The sequence below is a fragment of the Streptomyces sp. R-74717 genome, from assembly GCF_047305335.1.
Taxonomy (GTDB): domain Bacteria; phylum Actinomycetota; class Actinomycetes; order Streptomycetales; family Streptomycetaceae; genus Streptomyces; species Streptomyces atratus.
Window position 1 is genome coordinate 3,204,981 of sequence record NZ_CP102361.1, and the last position, 21,858, is coordinate 3,226,838.

The 21,858-nt window shown below is 70.1% G+C and carries 21 protein-coding genes and 1 riboswitch; of the genes, 11 read left to right on the plus strand and 10 right to left on the minus strand.

Annotated features, from left to right (window positions below):
- Positions 1-44: 44 nt before the first annotated feature.
- Complete coding sequence (locus tag NRF20_RS14345; RefSeq protein ID WP_266357736.1) at positions 45-722, minus strand: AAA family ATPase; 678 nt, start codon at positions 720-722, stop codon at positions 45-47.
- Between the two features lie 159 nt (positions 723-881).
- Positions 882-979: riboswitch (glycine riboswitch) on the plus strand.
- A 141-nt stretch (positions 980-1,120) separates the two neighbouring features.
- Between NRF20_RS14345 and gcvT the strand changes: the two genes are divergently transcribed.
- The 6 genes from gcvT (at position 1,121) to NRF20_RS14375 (ending at position 6,582) form a co-directional block, all read left to right on the plus strand.
- Positions 1,121-2,236 carry a glycine cleavage system aminomethyltransferase GcvT gene (gene gcvT, locus NRF20_RS14350; protein WP_398630386.1) on the plus strand — a complete coding sequence of 372 codons (1,116 nt, stop codon included), beginning with the start codon at positions 1,121-1,123 and terminating at the stop codon, positions 2,234-2,236.
- Positions 2,237-2,327: 91 nt separating this feature from the next.
- On the plus strand, positions 2,328-2,705 hold the full coding sequence (gene gcvH / locus NRF20_RS14355; protein ID WP_266357740.1) for a glycine cleavage system protein GcvH: 378 nt from the start codon (positions 2,328-2,330) through the stop codon (positions 2,703-2,705).
- Positions 2,706-2,725: 20 nt separating this feature from the next.
- Positions 2,726-3,985 (plus strand): serine hydroxymethyltransferase, encoded by a 1,260-nt coding sequence (gene glyA / locus NRF20_RS14360; protein ID WP_266357742.1) that lies wholly within the window; start codon positions 2,726-2,728, stop codon positions 3,983-3,985.
- A 184-nt stretch (positions 3,986-4,169) separates the two neighbouring features.
- Positions 4,170-5,552: an L-serine ammonia-lyase gene (locus NRF20_RS14365; RefSeq protein WP_398630387.1), complete on the plus strand. Its 1,383-nt coding sequence runs from the start codon at positions 4,170-4,172 to the stop codon at positions 5,550-5,552.
- Positions 5,553-5,914: 362 nt separating this feature from the next.
- Complete coding sequence (locus NRF20_RS14370; RefSeq protein WP_413752670.1) at positions 5,915-6,193, plus strand: hypothetical protein; 279 nt, start codon at positions 5,915-5,917, stop codon at positions 6,191-6,193.
- A complete protein-coding gene (locus tag NRF20_RS14375; protein ID WP_398630389.1) occupies positions 6,190-6,582 on the plus strand; it encodes a type II toxin-antitoxin system VapC family toxin in 393 nt (130 codons plus the stop codon). The genes NRF20_RS14370 and NRF20_RS14375 overlap by 4 nt, the downstream gene beginning before the upstream one ends.
- A 68-nt stretch (positions 6,583-6,650) precedes the next feature.
- Here the strand turns inward: NRF20_RS14375 and NRF20_RS14380 are convergent, their stop codons facing one another.
- The 4 genes from NRF20_RS14380 to NRF20_RS14395 all read right to left on the minus strand — a co-directional run bounded on the left by NRF20_RS14380 (position 6,651) and on the right by NRF20_RS14395 (position 9,658).
- Entirely contained in the window at positions 6,651-7,586 is a 936-nt protein-coding gene (locus NRF20_RS14380; RefSeq protein WP_398630390.1) for a GNAT family N-acetyltransferase, read from the minus strand.
- 115 nt (positions 7,587-7,701) lie between these two features.
- Positions 7,702-8,049: a YciI family protein gene (locus tag NRF20_RS14385; RefSeq protein ID WP_398630391.1), complete on the minus strand. Its 348-nt coding sequence runs from the start codon at positions 8,047-8,049 to the stop codon at positions 7,702-7,704.
- Positions 8,046-8,981 (minus strand): virginiamycin B lyase, encoded by a 936-nt coding sequence (locus NRF20_RS14390; RefSeq protein ID WP_398630392.1) that lies wholly within the window; start codon positions 8,979-8,981, stop codon positions 8,046-8,048. Before NRF20_RS14390 ends, NRF20_RS14385 begins: the two co-directional genes overlap by 4 nt.
- Positions 8,978-9,658, minus strand: a complete 681-nt coding sequence (locus NRF20_RS14395) for a CatB-related O-acetyltransferase (protein WP_398630393.1) — start codon at positions 9,656-9,658, stop codon at positions 8,978-8,980. Before NRF20_RS14395 ends, NRF20_RS14390 begins: the two co-directional genes overlap by 4 nt.
- 281 nt (positions 9,659-9,939) lie before the next feature.
- Between NRF20_RS14395 and NRF20_RS14400 the strand changes: the two genes are divergently transcribed.
- Positions 9,940-10,833 carry a LysR family transcriptional regulator gene (locus NRF20_RS14400; protein WP_398630394.1) on the plus strand — a complete coding sequence of 298 codons (894 nt, stop codon included), beginning with the start codon at positions 9,940-9,942 and terminating at the stop codon, positions 10,831-10,833.
- Positions 10,834-11,106: 273 nt separating this feature from the next.
- On the opposite strand, the gene NRF20_RS14405 is transcribed toward NRF20_RS14400, so the two are convergent.
- From NRF20_RS14405 to NRF20_RS14420, 4 genes are all read right to left on the minus strand, one after another.
- A complete protein-coding gene (locus NRF20_RS14405) occupies positions 11,107-12,456 on the minus strand; it encodes an MFS transporter (RefSeq protein WP_398630395.1) in 1,350 nt (449 codons plus the stop codon).
- A 14-nt stretch (positions 12,457-12,470) separates the two neighbouring features.
- Complete coding sequence (locus NRF20_RS14410) at positions 12,471-13,757, minus strand: M20 family metallo-hydrolase (RefSeq protein WP_398630396.1); 1,287 nt, start codon at positions 13,755-13,757, stop codon at positions 12,471-12,473.
- Between the two features lie 128 nt (positions 13,758-13,885).
- Positions 13,886-14,680, minus strand: coding sequence for an IclR family transcriptional regulator (locus NRF20_RS14415; protein ID WP_398630397.1), 795 nt, complete (start codon positions 14,678-14,680; stop codon positions 13,886-13,888).
- A 2-nt stretch (positions 14,681-14,682) separates the two neighbouring features.
- The gene (locus NRF20_RS14420) at positions 14,683-16,062 is read right to left on the minus strand and encodes a dihydroorotase (protein WP_413752671.1); all 1,380 of its coding nucleotides are present in this window, start codon (positions 16,060-16,062) and stop codon (positions 14,683-14,685) included.
- 159 nt (positions 16,063-16,221) lie between these two features.
- Here NRF20_RS14420 and NRF20_RS14425 point away from each other — a divergent pair, with 159 nt between their 5' ends.
- Positions 16,222-17,700, plus strand: a complete 1,479-nt coding sequence (locus NRF20_RS14425; protein WP_413752672.1) for a UbiD family decarboxylase domain-containing protein — start codon at positions 16,222-16,224, stop codon at positions 17,698-17,700.
- Positions 17,690-17,905: a hypothetical protein gene (locus tag NRF20_RS14430; RefSeq protein ID WP_413752673.1), complete on the plus strand. Its 216-nt coding sequence runs from the start codon at positions 17,690-17,692 to the stop codon at positions 17,903-17,905. Before NRF20_RS14425 ends, NRF20_RS14430 begins: the two co-directional genes overlap by 11 nt.
- 17 nt (positions 17,906-17,922) lie before the next feature.
- Here the strand turns inward: NRF20_RS14430 and NRF20_RS14435 are convergent, their stop codons facing one another.
- Positions 17,923-18,948 (minus strand): Lrp/AsnC family transcriptional regulator, encoded by a 1,026-nt coding sequence (locus NRF20_RS14435; protein ID WP_413752674.1) that lies wholly within the window; start codon positions 18,946-18,948, stop codon positions 17,923-17,925.
- A 206-nt stretch (positions 18,949-19,154) separates the two neighbouring features.
- On the opposite strand from NRF20_RS14435, the gene NRF20_RS14440 reads away from it, so the two are divergent.
- Entirely contained in the window at positions 19,155-20,486 is a 1,332-nt protein-coding gene (locus tag NRF20_RS14440; protein ID WP_413752675.1) for an MFS transporter, read from the plus strand.
- Complete coding sequence (locus NRF20_RS14445; RefSeq protein WP_413752676.1) at positions 20,483-21,712, plus strand: amidohydrolase; 1,230 nt, start codon at positions 20,483-20,485, stop codon at positions 21,710-21,712. Before NRF20_RS14440 ends, NRF20_RS14445 begins: the two co-directional genes overlap by 4 nt.
- Positions 21,713-21,858 lie beyond the last annotated feature (146 nt).

The following is a 21,858-nucleotide window of genomic DNA, read 5'->3' on the forward strand; positions in this document are numbered from 1 at the left end:
TTAGCGTCCGGCCGCCAGGCCCTCCGGCCCCTCACCCCCAGGCCCTATGCGTCCGCGAACACGATCCGGCCCAGCTTCCCCGCCGCTTCCCGGTCCAGCAGCACCGCCGAAACGCACCCGGGCGGCAGCAGGCCGGTCTCGGTGTTCAGCAGCAGTCTCCCCACCGCCCTGCGGTGCCGGGCGAACGCATATCCGGAGACCCCGCGTCCGCGCTCCCGCTGCCCCTCCCTCGCCGTCTGCGGTGTGACGTCGAGCAGGACGAGGTGGAGGACACGGCCCCGGCGCCGCGCGTCACGGGCCAGCCAGCCGCGTACCCACGCCTGGGTTCCGCAGTCGTGGACGACGACGGACTCCCCGGAGCGCAGCGCCCGCCACAGTCCCCAGTAGTGGGCGACGCGGACGAGGGGGCGGTAGAGGGCATACGGGAGTAAACGGGGCATCAGCCGCGCCCAGCGGTCCCGGGTGTCCTGGGAGTCGATGGCACGGACCGTTGTGACCGCCCGCCGGATGAGCGTCGATTTGCCGCTGCCGGGCAGCCCGGAGACCACCACCACGTCGCCCGCCGCGAAGTGCAGGCTGCGCGGGCTGCGCCCGGCCCGCTCCCGCAGATCCCGCACGACGGGCGCGTGCGTGCCGAGCGTCTCCGTGGCCGGAGCCCCTGGCTGTGCGGGCATCGCGCCGTGCGCGACCCCCGCGGTCGTCGCGTACCGCTGCAACGTCATCGCCCTCCCCCTGTCGGGTCACCCCACGTATGCCCATGAAGTGTAAAGAAAAGGTAATGCGATACAACCGTCCACGCCGCTGATTTCCCGTGAGGGACCGGGGCCCCACTCCAGTGCGATGCATGCAATGATGACCCGGCCAACTGCATAAAGGCCGCTTGAATCCGCGCGGGAGAGTTCCGGTCACTGCATGTGCCGGGCGCCGAAGGAGCAAGTTCCTCCCTTGAATCTCTCAGGCCCCGTACCGCGTGGATGAGGCAGATCTGAAAAGCGGGCCGCTCTGCGGCTCCACCCAAGGTGCAAGCCGAACCCTTCAGGGGGCTCTCGGCGAACCTCTCAGGTTCCGATGACAGATGGGGAGGGATTGTCCTCGTCGTCATGCCCTGGGAGCCATATCCATGAGCACCGCCCCCCGTCTCACCGCCCTCGATGCCCTGCACCGTTCGCTGGGCGCGACCATGACCGACTTCGCGGGCTGGGACATGCCCCTGCGGTACGCCAGCGAGCGCGACGAGCACAACGCGGTGCGCACCAGGGCCGGTCTCTTCGACCTGTCGCACATGGGCGAGATCACCGTGACCGGCCCCGCGGCCGCGGCCTTCCTGAACTTCGCGCTGGTCGGCAACATCGGCACCGTCGCCGTGGGCCGCGCCCGCTACACGATGATCTGCGCCGAGGACGGCGGGATCCTGGACGACCTCATCGTCTACCGCCTGGGTGACACCGAATACATGGTCGTCGCCAACGCCGGGAACGCCCAGATCGTGCTGGACGCGCTGACCGTGCGGGCCGGCGGCTTCGACGCCGAGGTGCGCGACGACCGCGACGCGTACGCGCTGCTCGCCGTCCAGGGCCCCGAGTCCCCCGCCATCCTGGCCTCCGTCACCGATGCCGACCTGGACGGTCTGAAGTACTACGCCGGTCTGCCCGGCACGGTCGCCGGTGTCCCCGCCCTCATCGCCCGCACCGGCTACACCGGCGAGGACGGCTTCGAGCTGTTCGTCGCCCCCGAGCACGCCGAGCAGCTCTGGCAGGCCCTCACGGCGGCGGGCGCCTCCCGTGGCCTGATCCCGTGCGGCCTGTCCTGCCGCGACACGCTGCGCCTGGAGGCGGGCATGCCGCTGTACGGGCACGAGCTGACCACCGAGCTCACCCCGTTCGACGCCGGTCTCGGCCGGGTCGTGAAGTTCGAGAAGGAGGGCGACTTCGTGGGGCGCAAGGCCCTGGAGGCCGCCGCCGAGCGCGCCGAGACCGCCCCGCCGCGCAAGCTCGTCGGCCTGATCGCCGAGGGCCGCCGGGTGCCGCGCGCCGGCTACCCCGTGGTCGCCGAGGGCCAGGTCATCGGCGAGGTCACCTCCGGAGCCCCGTCGCCGACGCTCGGCAAGCCGATCGCCATCGCCTACGTGGACGCCGCGCACGCCACGCCCGGTACCGAAGGCGTCGCAGTGGACATCCGGGGCAGCCACGAGCCGTACGAGGTCGTGGCGCTGCCGTTCTACAAGCGCCAGAAGTGACGTCCGCGCACATCGGAAGTGACGCAGTCGCGTCTCACACCGTAAGACCACCGTTCATCAGCACCCCCCCGCGTACAGGAGAATTCAGGTCATGAGCAACCCCCAGCAGCTGCGTTACAGCAAGGAGCACGAGTGGCTGTCGGCCGTCGAGGACGGTGTGGCCACGATCGGTATCACCGAGTACGCGGCCAACGCGCTCGGCGATGTCGTCTACGCCCAGCTCCCCGAGGTCGGTGACACGGTGACCGCGGGCGAGACCTGCGGTGAGCTGGAGTCGACCAAGTCGGTGAGCGACCTGTATTCGCCGGTGACCGGTGAGGTCACCGCCGCGAACCAGGACGTCGTGGACGACCCGTCGCTGGTGAACTCCGCCCCCTTCGAGGGCGGCTGGCTGTTCAAGGTACGTATGGCGGAGGAGCCGAAGGACCTGCTCTCCGCCGACGAGTACACCGAGTTCTCCGGCAACTAAAGACCCCAAGGGACCACCTGATGTCGCTTCTCAACTCCTCCCTCCACGAGCTGGACCCGGACGTCGCCGCCGCTGTCGACGCCGAGCTCCACCGTCAGCAGTCCACCCTCGAAATGATCGCCTCGGAGAACTTCGCTCCGGTCGCGGTCATGGAGGCCCAGGGCTCCGTCCTCACCAACAAGTACGCCGAGGGCTACCCCGGCCGCCGCTACTACGGCGGCTGTGAGCACGTCGACGTCGTCGAGCAGATCGCCATCGACCGCATCAAGGCGCTGTTCGGCGCCGAGGCCGCGAACGTCCAGCCGCACTCCGGTGCGCAGGCCAACGCCGCCGCGATGTTCGCGCTGCTGAAGCCGGGCGACACGATCATGGGCCTGAGCCTGGCCCACGGCGGCCACCTGACCCACGGCATGAAGATCAACTTCTCCGGCAAGCTCTACAACGTGGTCCCGTACCACGTCGACGAGACCGGCGTCGTGGACATGGCCGAGGTCGAGCGTCTGGCCAAGGAGTCCAAGCCGAAGCTGATCGTCGCCGGCTGGTCCGCGTACCCCCGTCAGCTGGACTTCGCCGCCTTCCGCCGCATCGCGGACGAGGTCGGCGCGTACCTGATGGTCGACATGGCGCACTTCGCCGGCCTGGTGGCCGCGGGTCTGCACCCCAACCCGGTGCCGCACGCCCATGTCGTCACGACCACCACGCACAAGACCCTCGGCGGTCCGCGCGGTGGCGTCATCCTGTCGACGCAGGAGCTCGCCAAGAAGATCAACTCCGCGGTCTTCCCGGGCCAGCAGGGTGGTCCGCTGGAGCACGTGATCGCGGCCAAGGCGGTCTCGTTCAAGGTCGCGGCGACCGAGGAGTTCAAGGAGCGCCAGCAGCGCACCCTGGACGGCGCCCGCATCCTCGCCGAGCGCCTGGTCCAGCCGGACGTCACCGAGGTCGGTGTCTCCGTGCTGTCCGGCGGTACGGACGTCCACCTGGTCCTCGTCGACCTGCGCAACTCCGAGCTGGACGGCCAGCAGGCCGAGGACCGGCTGCACGAGCTGGGCATCACGGTCAACCGGAACGCCATCCCGAACGACCCGCGGCCGCCGATGGTCACCTCGGGTCTGCGGATCGGTACGCCGGCCCTGGCCACCCGCGGTTTCCAGGCCGAGGACTTCACCGAGGTCGCGGAGATCATCGCGTCGGCGCTCAAGCCGTCCTATGACGCGGATGCCCTCAAGGCCCGCGTCGTCGCGCTGGCCGAAAAGTTCCCGCTGTATCCCGGCCTGAAGTAGTCCGGGTCACAGGTTGTCCCGAAGTAATCCGGGACACAGTTCGTCACGTTTCGGGCGGGGCACCGCGCACACTGGACAGTGGGCGCGGTGCCCCATCCCTTGTCCCCCGCTGCTCTTCGGGCCAACCGGCCCGTACCGCATCACCCGGCAGACAACGGCGTCTACCAACCCTTAGGAGTCCCCCGTGGCCATCTCGGTCTTCGACCTGTTCTCGATCGGCATCGGCCCGTCCAGCTCCCATACGGTCGGCCCGATGCGCGCCGCCCTGATGTTCGCGCGCCGGCTGAAGAACGAGGGCCTCATCGCCCACACCGCCTCCATACGCGCCGAGCTGTACGGCTCGCTCGGGGCGACCGGTCACGGCCACGGCACCCCCAAGGCCGTCCTGCTCGGCCTGGAGGGCGAGTCGCCCCGCACCGTCGACGTGGAGTCCGCCGACGACCGGGTGGCGCGGATCCGTACCACCGGCCGGATCAACCTCCTCGGCATGCACGAGATCGCCTTCGACGCCGACGAGCAGCTGATCCTGCACCGCCGCAAGGCACTTCCGTACCACGCCAACGGCATGACGATCTTCGCCTTCGACCACGAGGGCGTCCCTCTCCTGGAGAAGACCTACTACTCCGTCGGCGGCGGCTTCGTCGTCGACGAGGACGCAGTGGGCGAGGACCGGATCGTCCTCGACGACACCGTGCTGAAGCACCCCTTCCGCACCGGTGACGAACTGCTGCGGCTCTCGAAGGACACCGGTCTGTCCATCTCCTCGCTGATGCTGGAGAACGAGAAGGCCTGGCGCACCGAGGACGAGATCCGCTCGGGCCTGCTCGACATCTGGCGCGTCATGCAGGCCTGCGTCGCGCGCGGCATGTCCCGCGAGGGCATCCTGCCCGGCGGCCTCAAGGTCCGCCGCCGCGCCGCGAACACCGCCCGCCAGCTGCGCGCCGAGGGCGACCCGCAGACCCTCGCGATGGAGTGGATCACCCTCTACGCGATGGCGGTCAACGAGGAGAACGCGGCGGGCGGCCGCGTCGTCACCGCACCCACCAATGGCGCCGCGGGCATCATCCCGGCCGTGCTGCACTACTACATGAACTTCGCGGCCGGTGGCGCCACCGAGGCGGAGAAGGAGGACAGCGTCGTCCGCTTCCTCCTCGCCGCCGGAGCCATCGGCATGCTCTTCAAGGAGAACGCCTCCATCTCCGGCGCCGAGGTCGGCTGCCAGGGCGAGGTCGGCTCCGCCTGCTCCATGGCCGCGGGCGCCCTCGCAGAGGTCCTCGGCGGTACCCCCGAGCAGGTCGAGAACGCCGCCGAGATCGGCATGGAACACAACCTCGGCCTGACCTGCGACCCGGTCGGCGGTCTCGTCCAGATCCCGTGCATCGAGCGCAACGGCATGGCCGCGGTCAAGGCCGTCACGGCGGCGAAGATGGCGCTGCGCGGCGACGGCAGCCACAAGGTCTCCCTCGACAAGGTCATCAAGACCATGAAGGAGACGGGCGCGGACATGAGCGTGAAGTACAAGGAGACGGCGCGGGGCGGGCTCGCGGTGAACATCATCGAGTGCTGAGGGAACAGGCCCTGACCAGCGCGTTTGCTTCTTTCAGCGCTGTCAGGGCCTTCCCTGCTTACGCGGCGGAATGTCCATGGGACAGACGGAAAGTCCCCGAAAAGTCCCCGGGAGATCCCACGGAATGGGCGGCTGACCTGGTGGTTCGTGGCATCCTCGGTCACTGTTCCGATCCGCCCTGACCGTCAGCCGCCGCCGGAGTGCATCGAATCGATCCCCCGCGCGCGCTGGAGGGGTACCAACCGGGCGCTTGATGATCACGGAGGATCTGTACCCCGCGCGGTCATCCACCACCAGCCTCCGGTCGAGCCGCAACGCCACAGAATCACCCCCGAATAACAAGACTTTTGTTAATGTGCTGCATGGCCACCACCCCCGCCCCTGCCCCCGGCGAAGGCCCTGTCCGCCCGGTCTCCGTCTCCCTCCACGAAGGCACCATCGCCGCCCTCAAGGCACGCACCGGCAAGCGCGGCATGTCCGCCTACGTCGAAGCCCTCATCCAGCGCCAACTGGAACGGGACCGACTGCGCGAACTCATCGAAGACGCGGAGGCCGAGCACGGCCCGGTGGACCAGGCGGCGGTCGACGCCAAGCGGGCGATCCTGCGCGGTGACACGGCAGGCTCGGCGGACGCCGCGTGAGCGGCACGCTCGTGCTGGACTGCGAGGGCCTGTCCAAGCTCGTACGGCGCACCCCCGAGCTCACCGAGTGGCTGGCCGCGGCCGAGGCGGAGGACATCCGTGTCGTCACGAGTTCGGTGACCCTCGTCGAGGCCCGCGACCCCAGGACGAACCAGGCCCGCTTCGACTACGCCGTCTCCCGCGTCAACATCGTCCCGCCCACCGAAGCCATCGCCCGCCACGCGAGCAAGCTGCTCGCCGCAGCCGGCCTGCACGGCCACAAATACGCCCTCGACTCCCTCGTGGCTGCCACCGCACTGGTCTCGCCCGCTCCAGTAACCATCTTGACCTCAGACCCCGAAGATCTCCTGATGCTGAGCGGCCCTGGCGTACGCGTGGTGAAGATCTGACCCGCGCCGCAACTCATGGCCGAGAGATCTGCCCCGCCACAGCAAATCCCGAGACGTGGCAGGTGAGGTCAGTCCCAGACCAGGTTGAGGGAGCGTTCGAAGTTGACGTATCCGGCGCGGGCGAAGGACTTCGCCATGGGGACGTTGCCGAGGTCCGTCGATGCCCTGATCCGGTCGACGCCCTCGGTGGCCAGGATGCGGGTGCCCTCGGCGAGGATCTCGTCGATGTAGCCGTTGCCGCGGTGTGCGGGCAGGACACCGATGTACGCGATGATCGGGTGGTAGCTGTTGCGGGCCGGGACCACGAAGCCCACCGGACCGCCACCGTCGGGGAGTTCGGCGATGCGCCACCACTCGTGCGGGCTCTTGAACCTGGCGAACTCTCCGTCGTAGTGCCGTTCCGCCGCCTCGCGCGGGCTCAGTCCGGATGCCAGGTCCGCCTGGCCGTGGGCGTCGAGGGTGCCCTCCATGACCGGGGTCATCAGGGCGAGGAGGTCCTCACGGTCGGCCACCGGGCGGAAGACGAGACGCCCCTTGGACTCCGGGAGCAGGGACGACGGGGTCCACTGCAGCCGCAGCCGCTCGACCAGCAGCCGTGCGCCCGTGCTCTCCAGCACGCGCGTGCGGGATTCGACCACCTCGCGGGCTGCGGGCTCATGGTGCCAGTCGGGCGGGACGAAGCGGCCGTACTCCGGCAGCTTTGCGCCCGCCGGGAAGACGGTCGCCGTCGCCATCTTGAACAGCCGCAGGCCGATCTCGTCGCGGTCGGCCCGGGGCAGCGTGTCGTCGATGTCGAAGAAGTCGAACTGCAGCGGGACGTCACCGCCCGGGGTCGTCCACCAGGCAAGCCGGGCGAGGAGACGGTCGCCGTCCAGGGCCACCCAGGCCCACTCGGGGCGGCGGCAGCCATTGGCGAAGTCATCGGTCAGTTCGTGGTCGAGGACGTAGGAGAGCCGGCAGAAGAGATCGATCTCCTCGGGGCCGGTCAGGGGTCGGTAGCTCACCGATGTCAGTGTCAAGTCAACTCCTGTGAAGGGGTACAGCGCTCCGGACCCGGTATGTCGTGCTGGTCAGGCACGCCGGGTGTCCGGGCAGAGGGCAGCGAGGGCCGCATGCTGCTCAGGCCGATTCGAGGATCGGGCGGATTTCGAGCGCCTCCGAGGTGGGGAAGCCGCGGGCCAGCTCGATGGCCTCGGCGTGGTCGGCCACCTCCAGCACGAACCAGCCGCCGAGGGTCTCCTCGCCGCTGTGCACGGGCCCCTCGGTCACCGCTACGGATCCGTCCGCCGTCTTGCGCACGGTGACGGGGCCCTGGTGCTCGGTGTCGAGGGCGTCGCCGCCCGCCAGCTTGCCCGCTGCCGCGAGCTCGCCGATCCAGGTCTCGTACGCCTTCCGGTGGGCATCGCGGTCGGCCTGGATCCGGGCGCGTGACGCGTGCGTCTCGAAGATCACGAGGGCGTATTTCATGAGGCGTTCCTCTGTTCGGTGTTCTTGGTGGTAATGGTGGTTCTGGTGGTGGTCGGTTTGATGCGGGCCAGTGCGCCTGTCTCCAGGGCCGTCCACAGGGCGCCGTCCGGGCCCACCGTGATCCCGTGCGGCTCGGAGGCCGGGGTGGGCAGGTCGTGGACGGTGACCGTGCCGTCGGAGGTGATCGAGCCGACGCGGTTGCCGCCCCACTCGGTGAACCACGCCGTGCCGTCGGCGTCGGTGGTGACGGCGTGCGGCCGGGCCGAGCGGTCGGGCAGGGGGTACTCGGTGATCCGGCCGTCGGGTGCTCTCCGACCGATCTGACCGGCGGCGATCTCGGTGAACCAGACACTCCCGTCCGGGCCGGCGGCGATACCCACCGGCGCGGCCGCCTCGGTGGGCAGCTCGTGGACCGTGATGCGGCCGTCCATGCCGATGCGGCCGATGGCGTTGGCCTGGTTCATCGTGAACCACATCGCGTCCCCCGCCGCGGCGATCGCGGAGGGGAACGCGCCGGTGCGCGGCAGCGGGTACTCCGTGACCGTTCCGTCGATGGCGAGGCGGCCGATACGGTCGGCGGCGGTCTCGGTGAACCACAGCGCGCCGTCCGGCCCCGCGGCGATACCGAAGGGCCCGCACTCCGCGGTCGGCAGCGCGAACTCCGTCACCCGGCCGGCCGTCGTGATCCGGCCGATCCGGTGCGCCCGGTACTCGGTGAACCACAGCGCGCCGTCCGGCCCGTTGCTGATGACCGTCGGGCCGCAGTCCGGGGCGAGCTGATGACTGGTCGGCTCCTGTCCCGGTACGAGCCGACCGATCCTGCCGCTGTGCACCATGGTGAACCACAGCGCGCCGTCCGGGCCGGTGGTGATCGCGTACGGGCCGCTGTCGCGACCGGACACCGCGTACTCCTCGACGGTCCGGGTCGTCACTGCTGCTGCTCCAGACCTTCGGCGGCGGCGATGCGCTCGATGTCCTGGGGGGAACCGGCCATGATGGTCCGGGCGTGCGCGGTCACCAGTTCGACGGGCCAGTCCCACCATGCGGCCCGCAGCAGTCGTTCGACGTCGCTGTCGTCGAAGCGCTGTCTGATCGTCCTGGCCGGGTTTCCGCCCACGACGGTGTACGACGGTACGTCGGCGGTGACCAGTGCTCCGGCCGCGATCACTGCGCCGTCGCCGATCCGTACCCCCGGCATCACGGTGGCTCCGTATCCGAACCACACGTCGTTGCCGACCACCGTGTCCCCGCGGCTGGGCATACCGGTGACGATGTCGAGGGTCCGCTCGGCCCACTCCCCGCCGAACATGGTGAAGGGGAAGGTGGACACCCCCATCGACGGGTGGTCAGCGCCCGCCATCAGGAACCGGGTGCCCGTGGCGATCGCGCAGTACTTGCCGATGATCAGCCGTTCCGGACCGTAGGCGTACAGCACATTGCGCTGCGCGAAATCTGTCGCGCCGTCGGGGTCGTCGTAGTAGGTGAAGTCACCCACCACGACGTTCGTCCCGGCGACCAGTGGCTTGAGGAAGACGACCCGCTCTTGGGCAGGCAGTGGATGGATGGTGGCCGGGTCAGGTGTCTGGGCAGCGCTCGGGTCAGATGTCACGCGGGAATCTCTCCGTGGGGTTCGTGCTCGGCGGGCGGAGCCCGGGTGGCGAGGCCCCATGACCGATGGGGTACGCACCTTCCGCGCGGTCCGCGTCTTTCGGACCATCGGCCGAATTGAGCGGGCCGGTCCTGCCGCCTCATGTCACCTGCGGGAGGCGGCCTCCCGGCCCGGTACCCAGCATGCGTACCGGGCAGCCCGGGAACAACGGCCGATCTTGTTGTGGTCGTTAACCCAGAGGTTCACGAATCCGGGGTTCAGGATGGAAATCGGGGGACAAGATGGAACTACGGGATATAGAGATCTTCCTGACGCTCGCGGAGGAGCTCCACTTCGGCCGCAGCGCCGAACGCCTGCGTGTCTCCCCAGCCCGTGTCAGCCAGGCGATCAAGAAACAGGAACGTGCCATCGGTGCCCAGCTCTTCGAGCGCACCAGCCGCCATGTGCGGATGACCCCCGTCGGAGAGGTACTGCTCCAGCGGCTGAAGCCGGCATACGAGGGCATCCAGGAAGCCATGGCGGAGGTGACCGCCGTCGCCCGCCACCCGGCCGGCACTCTGACGCTGGGAGTCATGGGCGCGCAGATGCACGACATGGCCCCGGTCCTGACCCACTTCCGGGCCCGGCACCCGTCCGCCGAACTCCGGTTCCGGGAAGTGTTCTTCAGCGATCCGTTCGGAGCCTTGCGAGTCGGCAAGGTCGACGCGGTGACCACCTGGCTGCCGGTCCGCGAGCCCGACCTGACCGTCGGAGTGGTGCTGCGCGAGGAACCGCTCCACCTGATGGTGGCCGCGGATCACCCGCTCGCCCGGCAGGAGTCGGTGAGCATGGAGGTGCTCGGCGACCACATCGTGCCGCGCCTGAACGGCCCCATTCCCGCCTACTGGGAGACCGCCGTCCTGCCGGCCCGCACGCCGACCGGGCGCCCCGTCCGCCGCGGCCCGGCCGTCGCCACCTTCTACGAGATCCTTGCCCACGTCGCGGCAGGCGACGCGGTCTGCACAGTCCCCGACGAGGGGCGGCGCTACAACGCGCAGACTGACGTCGTCTACCTCCCCCTCCACGATGCCCCGCCCGTCCAGTGGGCCCTGATCTGGCGCACGGACCGCGCGACCTCACTGGTACGCGCACTCGCCGAGGCGGCGACGGACTGCGGGGACGCGACCGGGCGGTAGAGACGGGATGTGCCGGCGTCGGTAAGGAGGCCCGGCGAAGGCTACGACCAGGGTCGACACCAGGGAAGTGATCAGCGGTGCCTGCTCGGTCCAGTGGGTCAGCAACACGTCGAGTGCCAGGGCGCCCGCCACCAGCAACACCTTGGCAACCCGCGACTGGCTTCGGCCCCTGCACCGGCAACAACGGCTGGACTCGGTGAGCATCAGCCGATACGTAAGAACCGCAGGGGCATCAGCCGATATCCGGATGGCCCGGCACGGTTCACCCGGCCGTCAGCGTCCGACGTCGAGCCGGTCCGTCGGCACAGCAACAGGTCCGTGCATCCGGGGAAGGTGCGGCTCCCGTTCCTCCGCACCCGCGATCTGACGGAACAGTGCCGGCACCGCGAGCAGACAGGCCACGGATGCGATCGCCACCCACAGCGCCGGGGCATAGGGGCTCACGGAAGCGGTCGCCCAAGCCATGAGAGCCGGCGTGAACCCCGCGAAGAGGGTTGCGGCGATGTTGTAGCTCAGCGCCACCCCTGTCGCACGCACGGCAACCGGGAAGGCCCGGGGCAGTACGGACGGCGCGACCCCGGCGAACGCGGAGACACCCGCGCACAGCAGGCTGTGCACGACCAGCAGCACCAGGAGGGCGGGCTGCGCGTGCAACCAGAGGAGGCAGGGCAGCGGTAGCACGAGCAGGGTGAGCGCACCGGCCACCACCACCCGCTTCGCGCCGATCCGGTCGGCCGCGCGGCCGGCGACCACGCAGCCCGCGATCAGGACGACATTGCCCACCAGCGATGCCAGGAACGTCTGTCGAGCGGTGAAACCGAGTCCGGTCTGCGTGCTCGCGTAATAGGTCGGCCCGTAGATGACGAATGCGTACACACAGATCGTCCACAGCACGGAGAACAGGAAGCCGGTCAGGATCTGTCCTCGGTACTCACGGACCAACCGCAGGACGGGACTTCGCTGCTGCTTCGCCTCGGCGTTGTTCTGCTCGAATGCCTCCGTCTCGGGAAGTCGTCGGCGGATGTAGACGCCGACCGGGATGATCAGCAGGCCGAGTATGAACGGGAGCCGCCACGCCCAGTCGTTCACCGCCGACTCGGGGAGCACGGTGGTGATGGTGACCCCCGCGACTGCGGCGATGAGGTTGCACACCCCCATGGAGCCCTGCAGCCACGCCGCGTACTGGGCCCGCCGGTCCGGCGGGGCGTGCTCGACGAGGAAGGCCGCAGCGCCCCCGATCTCCCCGCCTGCGGAGAACCCCTGCAGGAGACGGGCGACGAGGAGCAGGATCGGTGCCGCGATCCCGATGTACTCGGCGGACGGGGTGAGCGCGAGCACCAGTGTTCCGGCACCCATGGTCCCGATGGAGAGCGTCAGTGCGGCTTTGCGGCCCCTCCTGTCGCCGTACAGGCCAATCACCACGGCGCCGAGCGGGCGCGCCACGAATCCGGTACCGAACACGACGAAGGCGCCGATCAGTGCCGACTTGGGATCGTCGCTCGGGAAGAAGTTGCGGGCGATGTAGCCGGCGAAGAACGCGTAGACCGTGAAGTCGTACCACTCCATCGCGTTGCCGAGGGACGCCGCGACGACCGAGCGCCGGGCGACAGTGTCTGCAGCCATTGCGGTTCCGCCTCCTACACACCGCGCACGACGGCGTGCCGGTCCAATGACATGCGATCCAGCGACATCAGGGTGCTCGCGAGTACGTGCACCCCCTGCTCGATGTCGGTGATCGCGGTGAACTCCTCGGGGCAGTGGCTGCGCCCGTTCACCGAGGGGACGAAGATCATGCCCATCGGCGCGAGCCGGGCCAGGTGCGCGGCATCGTGTCCCGCACCGGAGGGCACCGCCTGCCAGGAGAGGCCGAGTGCGTCCGCGGACCGGCCGATCACGTCCTGCACCGGCTCCGCGGTGGGTACCGGGTCCTGATCGGTGAGGTGGTCGACATCCACCTGCACGCCGCGGCGCCGGGCCTCCGCCACCACCTCATCGACGATCTGCTTGCGCGCACCGCGAAGCCAGGAGCCGTCCACGCTGCGCAGTTCCGCCCACAGCCGGGCCTGATCGGTGATCACCCCCATCGAGCCGGGGCTCGACTCGATGCAGCCCGGGGTTGCCACGCCGTGCACCGGCGCCCCGCAACCGACCCGCTCGACAGTGAGCACGGCCGCAGCCGCGGAGACCAGCGCGTCGTGCCGTTCGTCCATCGCGGTGGTGCCCGCATGTCCGGACTGGCCGGCGAAGCGCAGCAGCAGCCGGTCGATCCCGGCGATCGCGGTCACCACGCCGACGCTCGTGCCCGATCGTTCCAGCAGCGGCCCCTGCTCGATGTGCAACTCGACGTAGGCGTGCACATCAGCCGGGCGCCAGGCCTGCCGCAGCATCCGCTGTGGGTCCAGTCCGAAACCGGTGACAGCGTCCCCCAGCCGGGTTCCGGTTCCGTCGACGCGGTCGAGGTGCTCGGCCCGCAGCACCCCGGTGACAGCCCGGGAACCGATGCAGGAGATACCGAAGTCGTTGGCTTCCTCTCCCAGGAAGTCCACGACCGTCAGGTCGTGCTCCAGCCGGGTGCCGGTCTCCCGGAGCCGTTGCGCGACCTCGATCCCCGCAAGCACGCCCACGATCCCGTCGAAGCGCCCGCCCTGACTCACCGTGTCGGTATGCGACCCGGTGACCAGGGCGGGCCCCCCGCCACGGCGTCCTGGCAGCCTGCCGACGATGTTCCCGGCCGCGTCGGTCACCGGGGCGAGCCCGGCATCGGCCATCTGCCGTCGTACCCAGTCGCGGGAGGCGCGGTACGGCTCGGAGAACACCTCCCGGCTCCACCCCGGCACCGTCGAGTCGTGGAACTCGGCGAGGGCGGCGAACCGTTCGGACATTCGCTCGACATTCGGTGTGATGAGCTCCGGGTCGCTGATCACGCGCCCTGCTTCCGGCCGTCGCCGAGCGCACCACAGCGGGCGGCTACGGCAGTATTTTCACGCATCGAGTCTCCTTGCCATCAACGTGCATTCCGGGGCACCTGTGGTTGCCCCGGCCTGAGGAAAATTCAGATTTCGCCGCGCGAGCCCTCTGCGTCCGGCGACAGCCAGGCGCGGGACACCGCGTGCGGAAGGCCGGCGCCGATCTCGTCGACTGCGGTGCGCAGCAGCGCCAGCGGCCCGGTCACGTCGGCGAGTTCGGCATGCCGGCCCACCAGGGACACCGTGCACAGGCACGAACCGGCGACGATCACCGGTACCCCGAGCGCGCTCATCCCCGGGGTCAGCCAGCCGTGCGTCACGTGGTAACCGCGTCGGCGGATACCGGCGAGCTCCTCCCGCAGAGCGGCGGCGTCCGGGGTGGCGGCGGTGAACCGCTGCAGCCTGCCCTGCAGGACCTGCCGGCGCACCGCCTCGGGGGCGGTCGCCAGCAGCGGGGTCGCGCTGGCCCCCGAGTACAGCGCGAGGACCTCGCCGGGATGCAGCGCCACGCCACCGGATCCGCCGCGCCGGGTGTCGAGGCACAACGCCGCGGTGTGCACGCGCACGGTGAGCGCGACGTCGAGCCCGCTGCGGCGGAGGAGCCGTGTGAGCACCGGACGGGCGATGTCCACCAGGTGCTCGCTCCGGTCGACCGAGCGGTCCGTGAGCCGATCCGTCGGCAGCAGTGCGCCGTTGACCTCTGCGAGGAACCCCGCGCTCTTCAGCAGCCGGATGTAGCGGTACGCCGATGACGTCGGGATGGCGAGTGCTTCGACCACCTCGGCCACCTGCGCCTGCCCCCGGTCCTGGATGAACTCGAGAATCCGCATTCCGCGGGCCAGGGACGACAGCTCGCCGGCCGACGGCCGCTCGATCGCCATGGTCACCTCCGACGCACCTGCAGCCCGCGGCCCGGGGAGCCGGTGAGTCCCTTGTCGGCGTCCCAGACGACCGTGCCGCGGCTGAGCGTCAGTGCGACCTGAGCGCCGGGGACATACGTGTCATAGGGGCTCCACCCAGCGTTGGACTGCTGGGCCGAGCCGTCGATCCGCCAGTCCTCGGTCGGGGTGAGGACGAGAATATCGGCGTCGTATCCGGGCGCGAGCCGGCCCTTGCGATGTCCGATGCCGTATCGCTCGGCCGGGTTGCTGGTGAGCGCGGCCACGACCCGGGAGAACTCCGGGCCGGCCCCGTAGCGGCGCAGGCACGCACCGAGTGTGGTGGCCACCAGCGTCTCGGTGCCGGGGGCTCCGGAATGGTTGTCCAGGATTCGCTGATGGTCCTTGAACTCCAGCGGCCAGGGAGCGTGATCGGAGGAGATGACCGCGGCCAGACCGGTACTGACCGCCCGCCACATTGCCTCCCGGCTCGCCTCGTCCCGCAGCGGTGGGTTGATCTTCAACCGGCCACGCTGCTCGACCATGTCGTCCTCGGTGAAGACCAGGTAGTGCGGGCAGGTTTCGAAGGTGATGTCGACCTCCTGCTCCCGATACCAGCGCACCAGGTCGGCCGAGCGGCCCAGCGACAGATGGCACAGGTGCAGCGCGTTGCCCTGGTGCGCGGCGATCTCCATGGCGGTGAGCACGCCGAGCGTCTCCGACACCGGCGGCCGGGTCCTGCCGTGCACGCGGGGGTCCGACGCGGCGCGATGACGTTCGTCGGCCAGCAGCGCCTGGATGATCTCGTTGTTCTCGGCGTGCACGCACAGCACGGAGTCGGCCTCACCGACCGCCTTCATCACACTCAGCAGCTCGGCGTCGCAGATGCGCGGGAACCGGAACGGGTCGGTGTCGAACAGCGACACCTTGAATCCGACCACCCCCGCGCCGACCAGTTCCTCGGCGCGCCGCCATCCCCCTCCTGGAGCGAGGGTGCCGAGCAGCGCGACGTCGACGACCGCCTCCTCCGCGACTTTCGCCAGCTTGGCGTCGAGGCGCTCGGTGCTGTGGATCGGGCCGGTCGCGTCGAAGGGCATTTCGACGATCGTGGTCACTCCGCCGGCGGCCGCCGCCGACGTGGAGGCCCGCAGCCCTTCCCCGGAATGCGAGTAGGAGTGCACATGGGCGTCCACCGCACCCGGCAGGACGAAGGAGTCGCCGGCATCGATCCGCCGCGTGCCCGGGACCGGCGGTCGGCCGGGACCGACGCCGGTGATCAGGCCGTCGGTGACGGCGACCCACCCGCGCTGGAAGGCGCCCTCTCCGAGTGGCACCACTCCGGTGATGATGAGGTCGGCGTCCGGCCGGCCGTGAGTTGCTTCCATGGCAGGCAAAGGTGGCACCCTGCCGGCGGCGCGAAAACATGATTCCCGTAGATCGGGAATCATGTGGACCACTCCGTCGTCGGGACCGACAATCGGCAACCGGTCGGACCGGATCGACCGGGTTGCGTACGGTGTGGACGAGTTTCGAAGGACGCGGACATGGAAGAAGATTCGACAGGCCCGGACGCCGAGGTCGGGGCCGGCGCGGGCCGTGGGGACGATCAGTCGATGCGCGGCCTCGTCGAGGCCCTTGCGCGCCGCGGGGAGCTCGTCGACATCGACCGGCCGGTGGACCCACGGTTCGAACTCGGCGGTGTGCTCGCGTTGTTGGATCGGGGCCCCGCGGTGCGGTTCACCGACGTCAGGGGTTCGGCGCTGCCCGTCGTCGGCAATGTGCTGACCGATCGCGAACGGATCGCGGCAGCGTTGGGGGTGCCGAAGTCCGGCATTCTGGACGCACTGTCCGCGGCCATCGCTTCCCGGCAGCCGACCGAGGAGGTCACGGTCGCCCCGTGCCAGGAGCGCCGCTTCCCCGCGGCAGACGTCTGGCGCGAGGTCGTCACGCCCACATTTTTCGAGAAGGACTCGGGCGGGTACATCACCGCGGGAATGATCGTCGCCCACGACCCGGTCACCGGTCACCGCAACGCCTCCTACGCCCGGATCAAGCCGCTGGAAGAGACGACAGGGTTCGTCGGGATCGCCCCCAACCACCACCTCAGCGCCCTCGCGCGCTCGGCGGCGACCGCGGGTCGCGGCCTGCCCGTCGCGGTCACGCTGGGCAGCCACCCCGCCATCCAGCTGGCGGCGTGCTTCTATCTCGGCCTCGGGGACGACGAACTGGAGCACGCGGGTCATCTGCTCGGCGAGCCCGTCCGGGTCGTCAGGGCCACGACGAGCGACGTGCTCGTGCCCGCCGACGCGGAGGTGGTCATCGAGGGTGTGCTGCGGGTCGACCGACCGGTCCACGAGGGCCTGGTGAGCGAATACCACGGCATGTACGAGGACTACGGCGACGGATGCACCCTCGAGGTCACCGCAGTGACCAGGCGGGCCGACGCCTCGGTCCAGGTGATCCTCCCGGGCCTCGCCGCCGAGCATTCCTTCCTCGGTGCGCTGCCGATCGCCGCCGGCCTGCGGCATGCGCTGCGCGGATTCGGCTGTCGGGCCACCGATCTCGCGGTGACTCTCTCCGGGGGTGGGCGCGTGGACGTCGTCGTCGCTCTCCCTCCGGAACAGCGCAAGCAGGCCAAGCGCGCGATCCTCGGCTGCTTCGCTGCCGTGAGCATGATCAAGCAGGTCACCGTCGTCGACTCGGACGTCGACGTCTGGGACGCCGAACACGTCCAATGGGCCCGCACCAGCCGGATGCGCTGGGAGCGGGACCTCGTCCTGGTGCCGGCCGTCCCGTGCGACCGCAACGTGCCCATGCAGCAGGACGGCACCGTGACGAAGGTCGGCATGGACGCGACAGCGAAGCCGGGCGACCGCGTGGCGGGAAACGAGCTCGCCGTCCCGCCGCGCGAAACAATGGACCGGGTGCACGGGTGGTTGACGAGCGACGGCCTCGGCGGCAAGGTGCGGCCGACCCCGGTGCTCTGGGGCGCTCTCCACGACGCACACGAAGATGGCCGATGAACCCGCGCCGCGCCGCCGCCTCCGGCGGGAGGGGAACGACGTGATCGGCGAAGGACACGGGTTCGAGCCACCGAGCCGCGTCGTCGCCGCGCTCACCGGAGTCGGCCCGGCCGGTCACGTGGCTGCCTCCAAGGGCGGTGCGCTGACGCGGGAGTCGCGGTACCGGCGTGTCCCCTCGCCCCGGACGGACCGGCGCATCCCGTAGCACCGCCCGCCGCCCGGTCAATTCGGCCCGGCAAAGATCGACGTCAGCGGGATCAACGCGGTGCTCCGCCCCTCCGCATCGAGAATGTGGCCTCCCCGCTTGTACGTCCGGAGACTGACGAATCGGTCCGCGATGACGATGGACGGGAGCTCGCGGACCAGCGCGGCCTCGAAGGGCGCGATCTCGGCGGTACTGCGGAACCACATCGTCAGCAGCATGTTCGACGGTCCGGTGATCGCTTCCAGGACCCGGCACTTCGGAATTCTGCCGAGCACCTCCCCGACCCGGTTCACCTCGTCCGGCGGCACCGAGATCATGAACGTGGTCGGGACGATCGGCCCGACAAGGGCGTTCGCGCCTTCACAGCGCAGGGCGATCCGGCCGGAATCGATCATCTTCCCTACGCGGCGCCTAACAGTGGGTCCAGTCGTTCCGCACCGGTCGGCGAGGTCCGTCCAGGACTGCCGCCCGTCGCGCGACAGCGCCTCGAGCAGAAGGCGGTCGAGATCGTCGAGCGAAGGGCCCGAGCTGCGAGCCACCCCGGCCTGCGGCCGTGTCAGCAGGGCGGACTGCTGCAGGTCCAGCGCCTGCACCCGCCACCGCGACCCCTCCCGATAGGTCGCCAGCGCGACCAGCGTTGTCACAGAGACGATCCCGCCGATGGTCTCGATCCGTTCACTCAGCAGTCGGGCCAGGTCGTCGAGGCTCGGAGCGAAGGCGTCGACCAGGAAGTCCGCCCCGCCCGACGTCGCGGACACCGAGACCACGGCTGGCTCAGCGATCAGCGCTGCGGCCACATCGCGCTTGGCATGCGGCCGACAGCTGACAACCAGGAACGCCGCACACCCGTGGCGGACGAACGCCGGGCCCGGGCCGATCGCGATCCAGGCCAGGCCGCGCTCGGACAGCGCACTCCACTTTCTGGCCAAGGTCTTCGGCGAGTGGCCCAGCGCCCCGGCGAGCTCGGCCCAGTCGGCACGAGGGTTCAGCTGGAGCGCGTCGATGAGCGAGATGTCGAGTTCCGACCCGGGACGAGTGTTCATATCGGGCAGTCTGACGCCCCGCTGTGTCAAATATGGGCCAGTTGACGAGTTGAGTGATGCGCGTCACCCACAGTGTGGAGCGGGCCGCCCAAGTACCCAGGTTCCCAACGCCGTCGAAGTCGAGGTCAATGATGCGGACAAAGCCACCACAGCGGGAGCAAGCCGTCACACAGCGGCACACTCCCGTCAAGGTGCTCCTGAGCTCGATGGCCCTCGTCGAGCTGCTGAGCGGCGTGACCCAGGGCTACCTCACGCCGCTCCTGCCCTCGCTCGGCGGCGCCCTGCACATCACCGACGCGGGACAGACCCGGATCTACCTGTTGTCCCAGCTCGCCTTCGCCGTGTGGACGCCACTGCTCGCCAAGCTCGGCGACGCATACGGCCACCGCCTCTTCCTGCGGGTGTCCATCGCGCTCGTCACCGTCGGATCCCTGCTGATGGCGGCCTGGCCGAGCCAGCTCACGATCTCCGTCGGCGTCGTGCTCCAGGCCGCCGTCGTCGGCTTCATGCCACTGCTCATCGGCATCCTGAGGCACCGGGCGCCGGAGCACCGCCGCTCCGGGGTCGGCCTCCTCGTCGGCGCGCTGACCGCCTCGGTGGGCGTCGGCGGCGTCATCTCGGGCACGCTCAGCGAGCACTCCGCGGCCCTGGGTCTGTGGGTCGCGGTGCCGTTCGCGGTCCTGGCCGTCATCGCGGGCCTGCTGCTCCCGGAAGGGGCTCCGCCCACCGGCGAGCGCCTGCCGCTGCGAGCATTCGCGCTGCTGACGCTCGGCCTCGTCGGCGTGGTGGCCTCGCTCTCGCTCGGCGGCAGCTGGGGCTGGACCTCGGCCCGCACGGTCGGCTCGATGGCCGGGGGGCTGCTCGCCCTGGCCGCCTGGATCGCTGTCGAGGCGCGGGCGACGACCCCGCTCGTCAACCTGCGGATGCTGGTCGATCCACCCGTAGCCATCGTCTCGGGGGTCACGTTCTGCCTGGCGTTCTCCACCATCGGTTTCTTCGGCGCGAACGCCGTCTTCCTGGGCTCCTCGCCCGACAAGGCCGGGTTCGGGCTGGCCTACGGGCCGCAGGCGATCGCACTGGTCGCCCTCGCGCTCAACGTCTTCGCCCTCGGCAGTTCCCTCGCCACCGCGACGCTGCTGCGCAAGTTCGGCGAGCGCCACACGCTCGCGCTCTCCGGCCTCGTCATCGCCGCGTCGTTCCTGATCCTGTTGGTGTGGCACCACACGGCGCCGCAGTATCTCGCCGCGATCGCACTGCTCGGCCTCGGCTTCGGCGGCTACCAGGCCTCGACCCGCGCGCTGTGCGTCGAGTGCGTCCCGGAGAAGGACACCGCCATGGCGGCGGGCATCAACGAGCTCGCGCTGTCGTTCGGCGCAGCCATCGGAGCGTCCGTCGTGGGCGCGATCATGTCGGCCCACCAGACCTCGGCGGGCGTGACCCCGCACGCGTACACCTGGCTGTGGTCCGTATGCGCCGGTGTCGCGGTTGTCGGCGCGGGCCTGGGCCTGTGCTACCGCAAGCGAGAGGAGTCCCGGTGAACACCGAACACGCCGGCGTGCCGGCCGACATCGCGGCCGCGATCGCGCATGCAGTCGACCGCTGGTCCGACGGGCTCGTAGAGCTCAGCCACAGCCTGCACCGGGAACCGGAACCGGCATTCGCGGAGCATCGGTCCTGCGCCAAGATCGCCGACCTCGTCGCGGCCGCCGGGTTCGCCGTCGAGCGGGGCGTCGGCGGTCTGGAAACGGCGTTCACCGCCACGCGCGGGACCGGCGACCTGACGATCGGCTTCTGCGCCGAGTACGACGCCCTGCCGGGGATCGGACACTCGTGCGGGCACAACGTCAACGGCGCCGCCGCGACCGGCGGCGCGCTGGCCCTGGCCGCAGTCGCCGACGAGCTGGGTATCCGCGTCAAGCTCATCGGCACGCCTGCGGAGGAAGCCGGAGGCGGCAAGGCGATTCTCCTGCGGGCCGGGGTCTTCGACGATGTCGCCGCCGCGATGATGGTTCACGCCGGCGGGCAGGACGAGGTCGGCGGTTCCTCACTGGCGATGACCCAGTGGACCGCGGACTACACCGGCCGGCCCTCCCACGCCGCGACCGCGCCGTGGGAGGGCGCGAACGCGCTCGACGCGATCTCGGTGGCCTACCACGCAGTCGGGCTGTTGCGGCAGCAGCTCGAGCCGGGGCTGGTCGTCTCCTTCATCGTCACCGAGGGCGGGCAGGCGCCCAACGTCATCCCCGCACATACGCAAGCGGCGGTGGAGATCCGGGCCGACTCGGTGACCCGGCTGCGCCGGGCGAAGGCCCGGGTCCGCGCCTGCCTGGAGGCCGGCGCGCTCGCCACCGGGACGAAGCTGGAAATCACTCCGTGCGGGGAAGAGTTCGCCGACCTGCGGCAGGACGAGTTCATGACCGGCGCGTACGTCCGGGCGCTCAGGGCCCTGGGACGGACCCCGGTGTCGCGCGCGGGTGAGCACATCGCGTCGACCGACATGGGCAACGTTTCGCAGGTGCTGCCGGCGATCCACCCGACCATCGGCTACGAGATCGGCGACGCCGCCCACCACACGGCCGAGTTCGCGGAGCACGGAGCGTCGCCCTCCGCCGACTCGGCGGTGCTCGACGGGGCTGCGGCAATGGCGCTGGTCGGAGCGGAGCTCGCACGCGATCCCGAGCAGCGGGCCCGGCTGCTCGGCGGGGTGAAGGGGCGACTGAGCAGCGCTGGGTTCCGATCCCGGGGTGGAATCGAACATCGTTAGTGCGCCTGCCGATGACTGGTCCTGCGGCCAACGTGCGTCAAAGTGCGACTCGTTGAGGACTCTGCCGTGTGAGCACATGTCCAGGCGGGCGTTTCGCCCCGGGCCGGTGATCGGCTCGGGGAAGGCTTCGGCGCAGTCGGCGAAGG

What these genes read in the sequence shown, in the direction of transcription:
- NRF20_RS14425 (WP_413752672.1), top strand. Translation starts at nt 16,222, where the DNA reads ATGGAAGAAGATTCGACAGGCCCGGACGCCGAGGTCGGGGCCGGCGCG.
- NRF20_RS14420 (WP_413752671.1), bottom strand. Translation starts at nt 16,062, where the DNA reads ATGGAAGCAACTCACGGCCGGCCGGACGCCGACCTCATCATCACCGGA.
- NRF20_RS14385 (WP_398630391.1), bottom strand. Translation starts at nt 8,049, where the DNA reads ATGAAATACGCCCTCGTGATCTTCGAGACGCACGCGTCACGCGCCCGG.
- NRF20_RS14435 (WP_413752674.1), bottom strand. Translation starts at nt 18,948, where the DNA reads ATGAACACTCGTCCCGGGTCGGAACTCGACATCTCGCTCATCGACGCG.
- NRF20_RS14400 (WP_398630394.1), top strand. Translation starts at nt 9,940, where the DNA reads ATGGAACTACGGGATATAGAGATCTTCCTGACGCTCGCGGAGGAGCTC.
- NRF20_RS14430 (WP_413752673.1), top strand. Translation starts at nt 17,690, where the DNA reads ATGGCCGATGAACCCGCGCCGCGCCGCCGCCTCCGGCGGGAGGGGAAC.
- NRF20_RS14415 (WP_398630397.1), bottom strand. Translation starts at nt 14,680, where the DNA reads ATGGCGATCGAGCGGCCGTCGGCCGGCGAGCTGTCGTCCCTGGCCCGC.
- gcvH (WP_266357740.1), top strand. Translation starts at nt 2,328, where the DNA reads ATGAGCAACCCCCAGCAGCTGCGTTACAGCAAGGAGCACGAGTGGCTG.
- NRF20_RS14345 (WP_266357736.1), bottom strand. Translation starts at nt 722, where the DNA reads ATGACGTTGCAGCGGTACGCGACGACCGCGGGGGTCGCGCACGGCGCG.
- NRF20_RS14405 (WP_398630395.1), bottom strand. Translation starts at nt 12,456, where the DNA reads ATGGCTGCAGACACTGTCGCCCGGCGCTCGGTCGTCGCGGCGTCCCTC.
- NRF20_RS14370 (WP_413752670.1), top strand. Translation starts at nt 5,915, where the DNA reads ATGGCCACCACCCCCGCCCCTGCCCCCGGCGAAGGCCCTGTCCGCCCG.
- glyA (WP_266357742.1), top strand. Translation starts at nt 2,726, where the DNA reads ATGTCGCTTCTCAACTCCTCCCTCCACGAGCTGGACCCGGACGTCGCC.
- NRF20_RS14440 (WP_413752675.1), top strand. Translation starts at nt 19,155, where the DNA reads ATGGCCCTCGTCGAGCTGCTGAGCGGCGTGACCCAGGGCTACCTCACG.
- gcvT (WP_398630386.1), top strand. Translation starts at nt 1,121, where the DNA reads ATGAGCACCGCCCCCCGTCTCACCGCCCTCGATGCCCTGCACCGTTCG.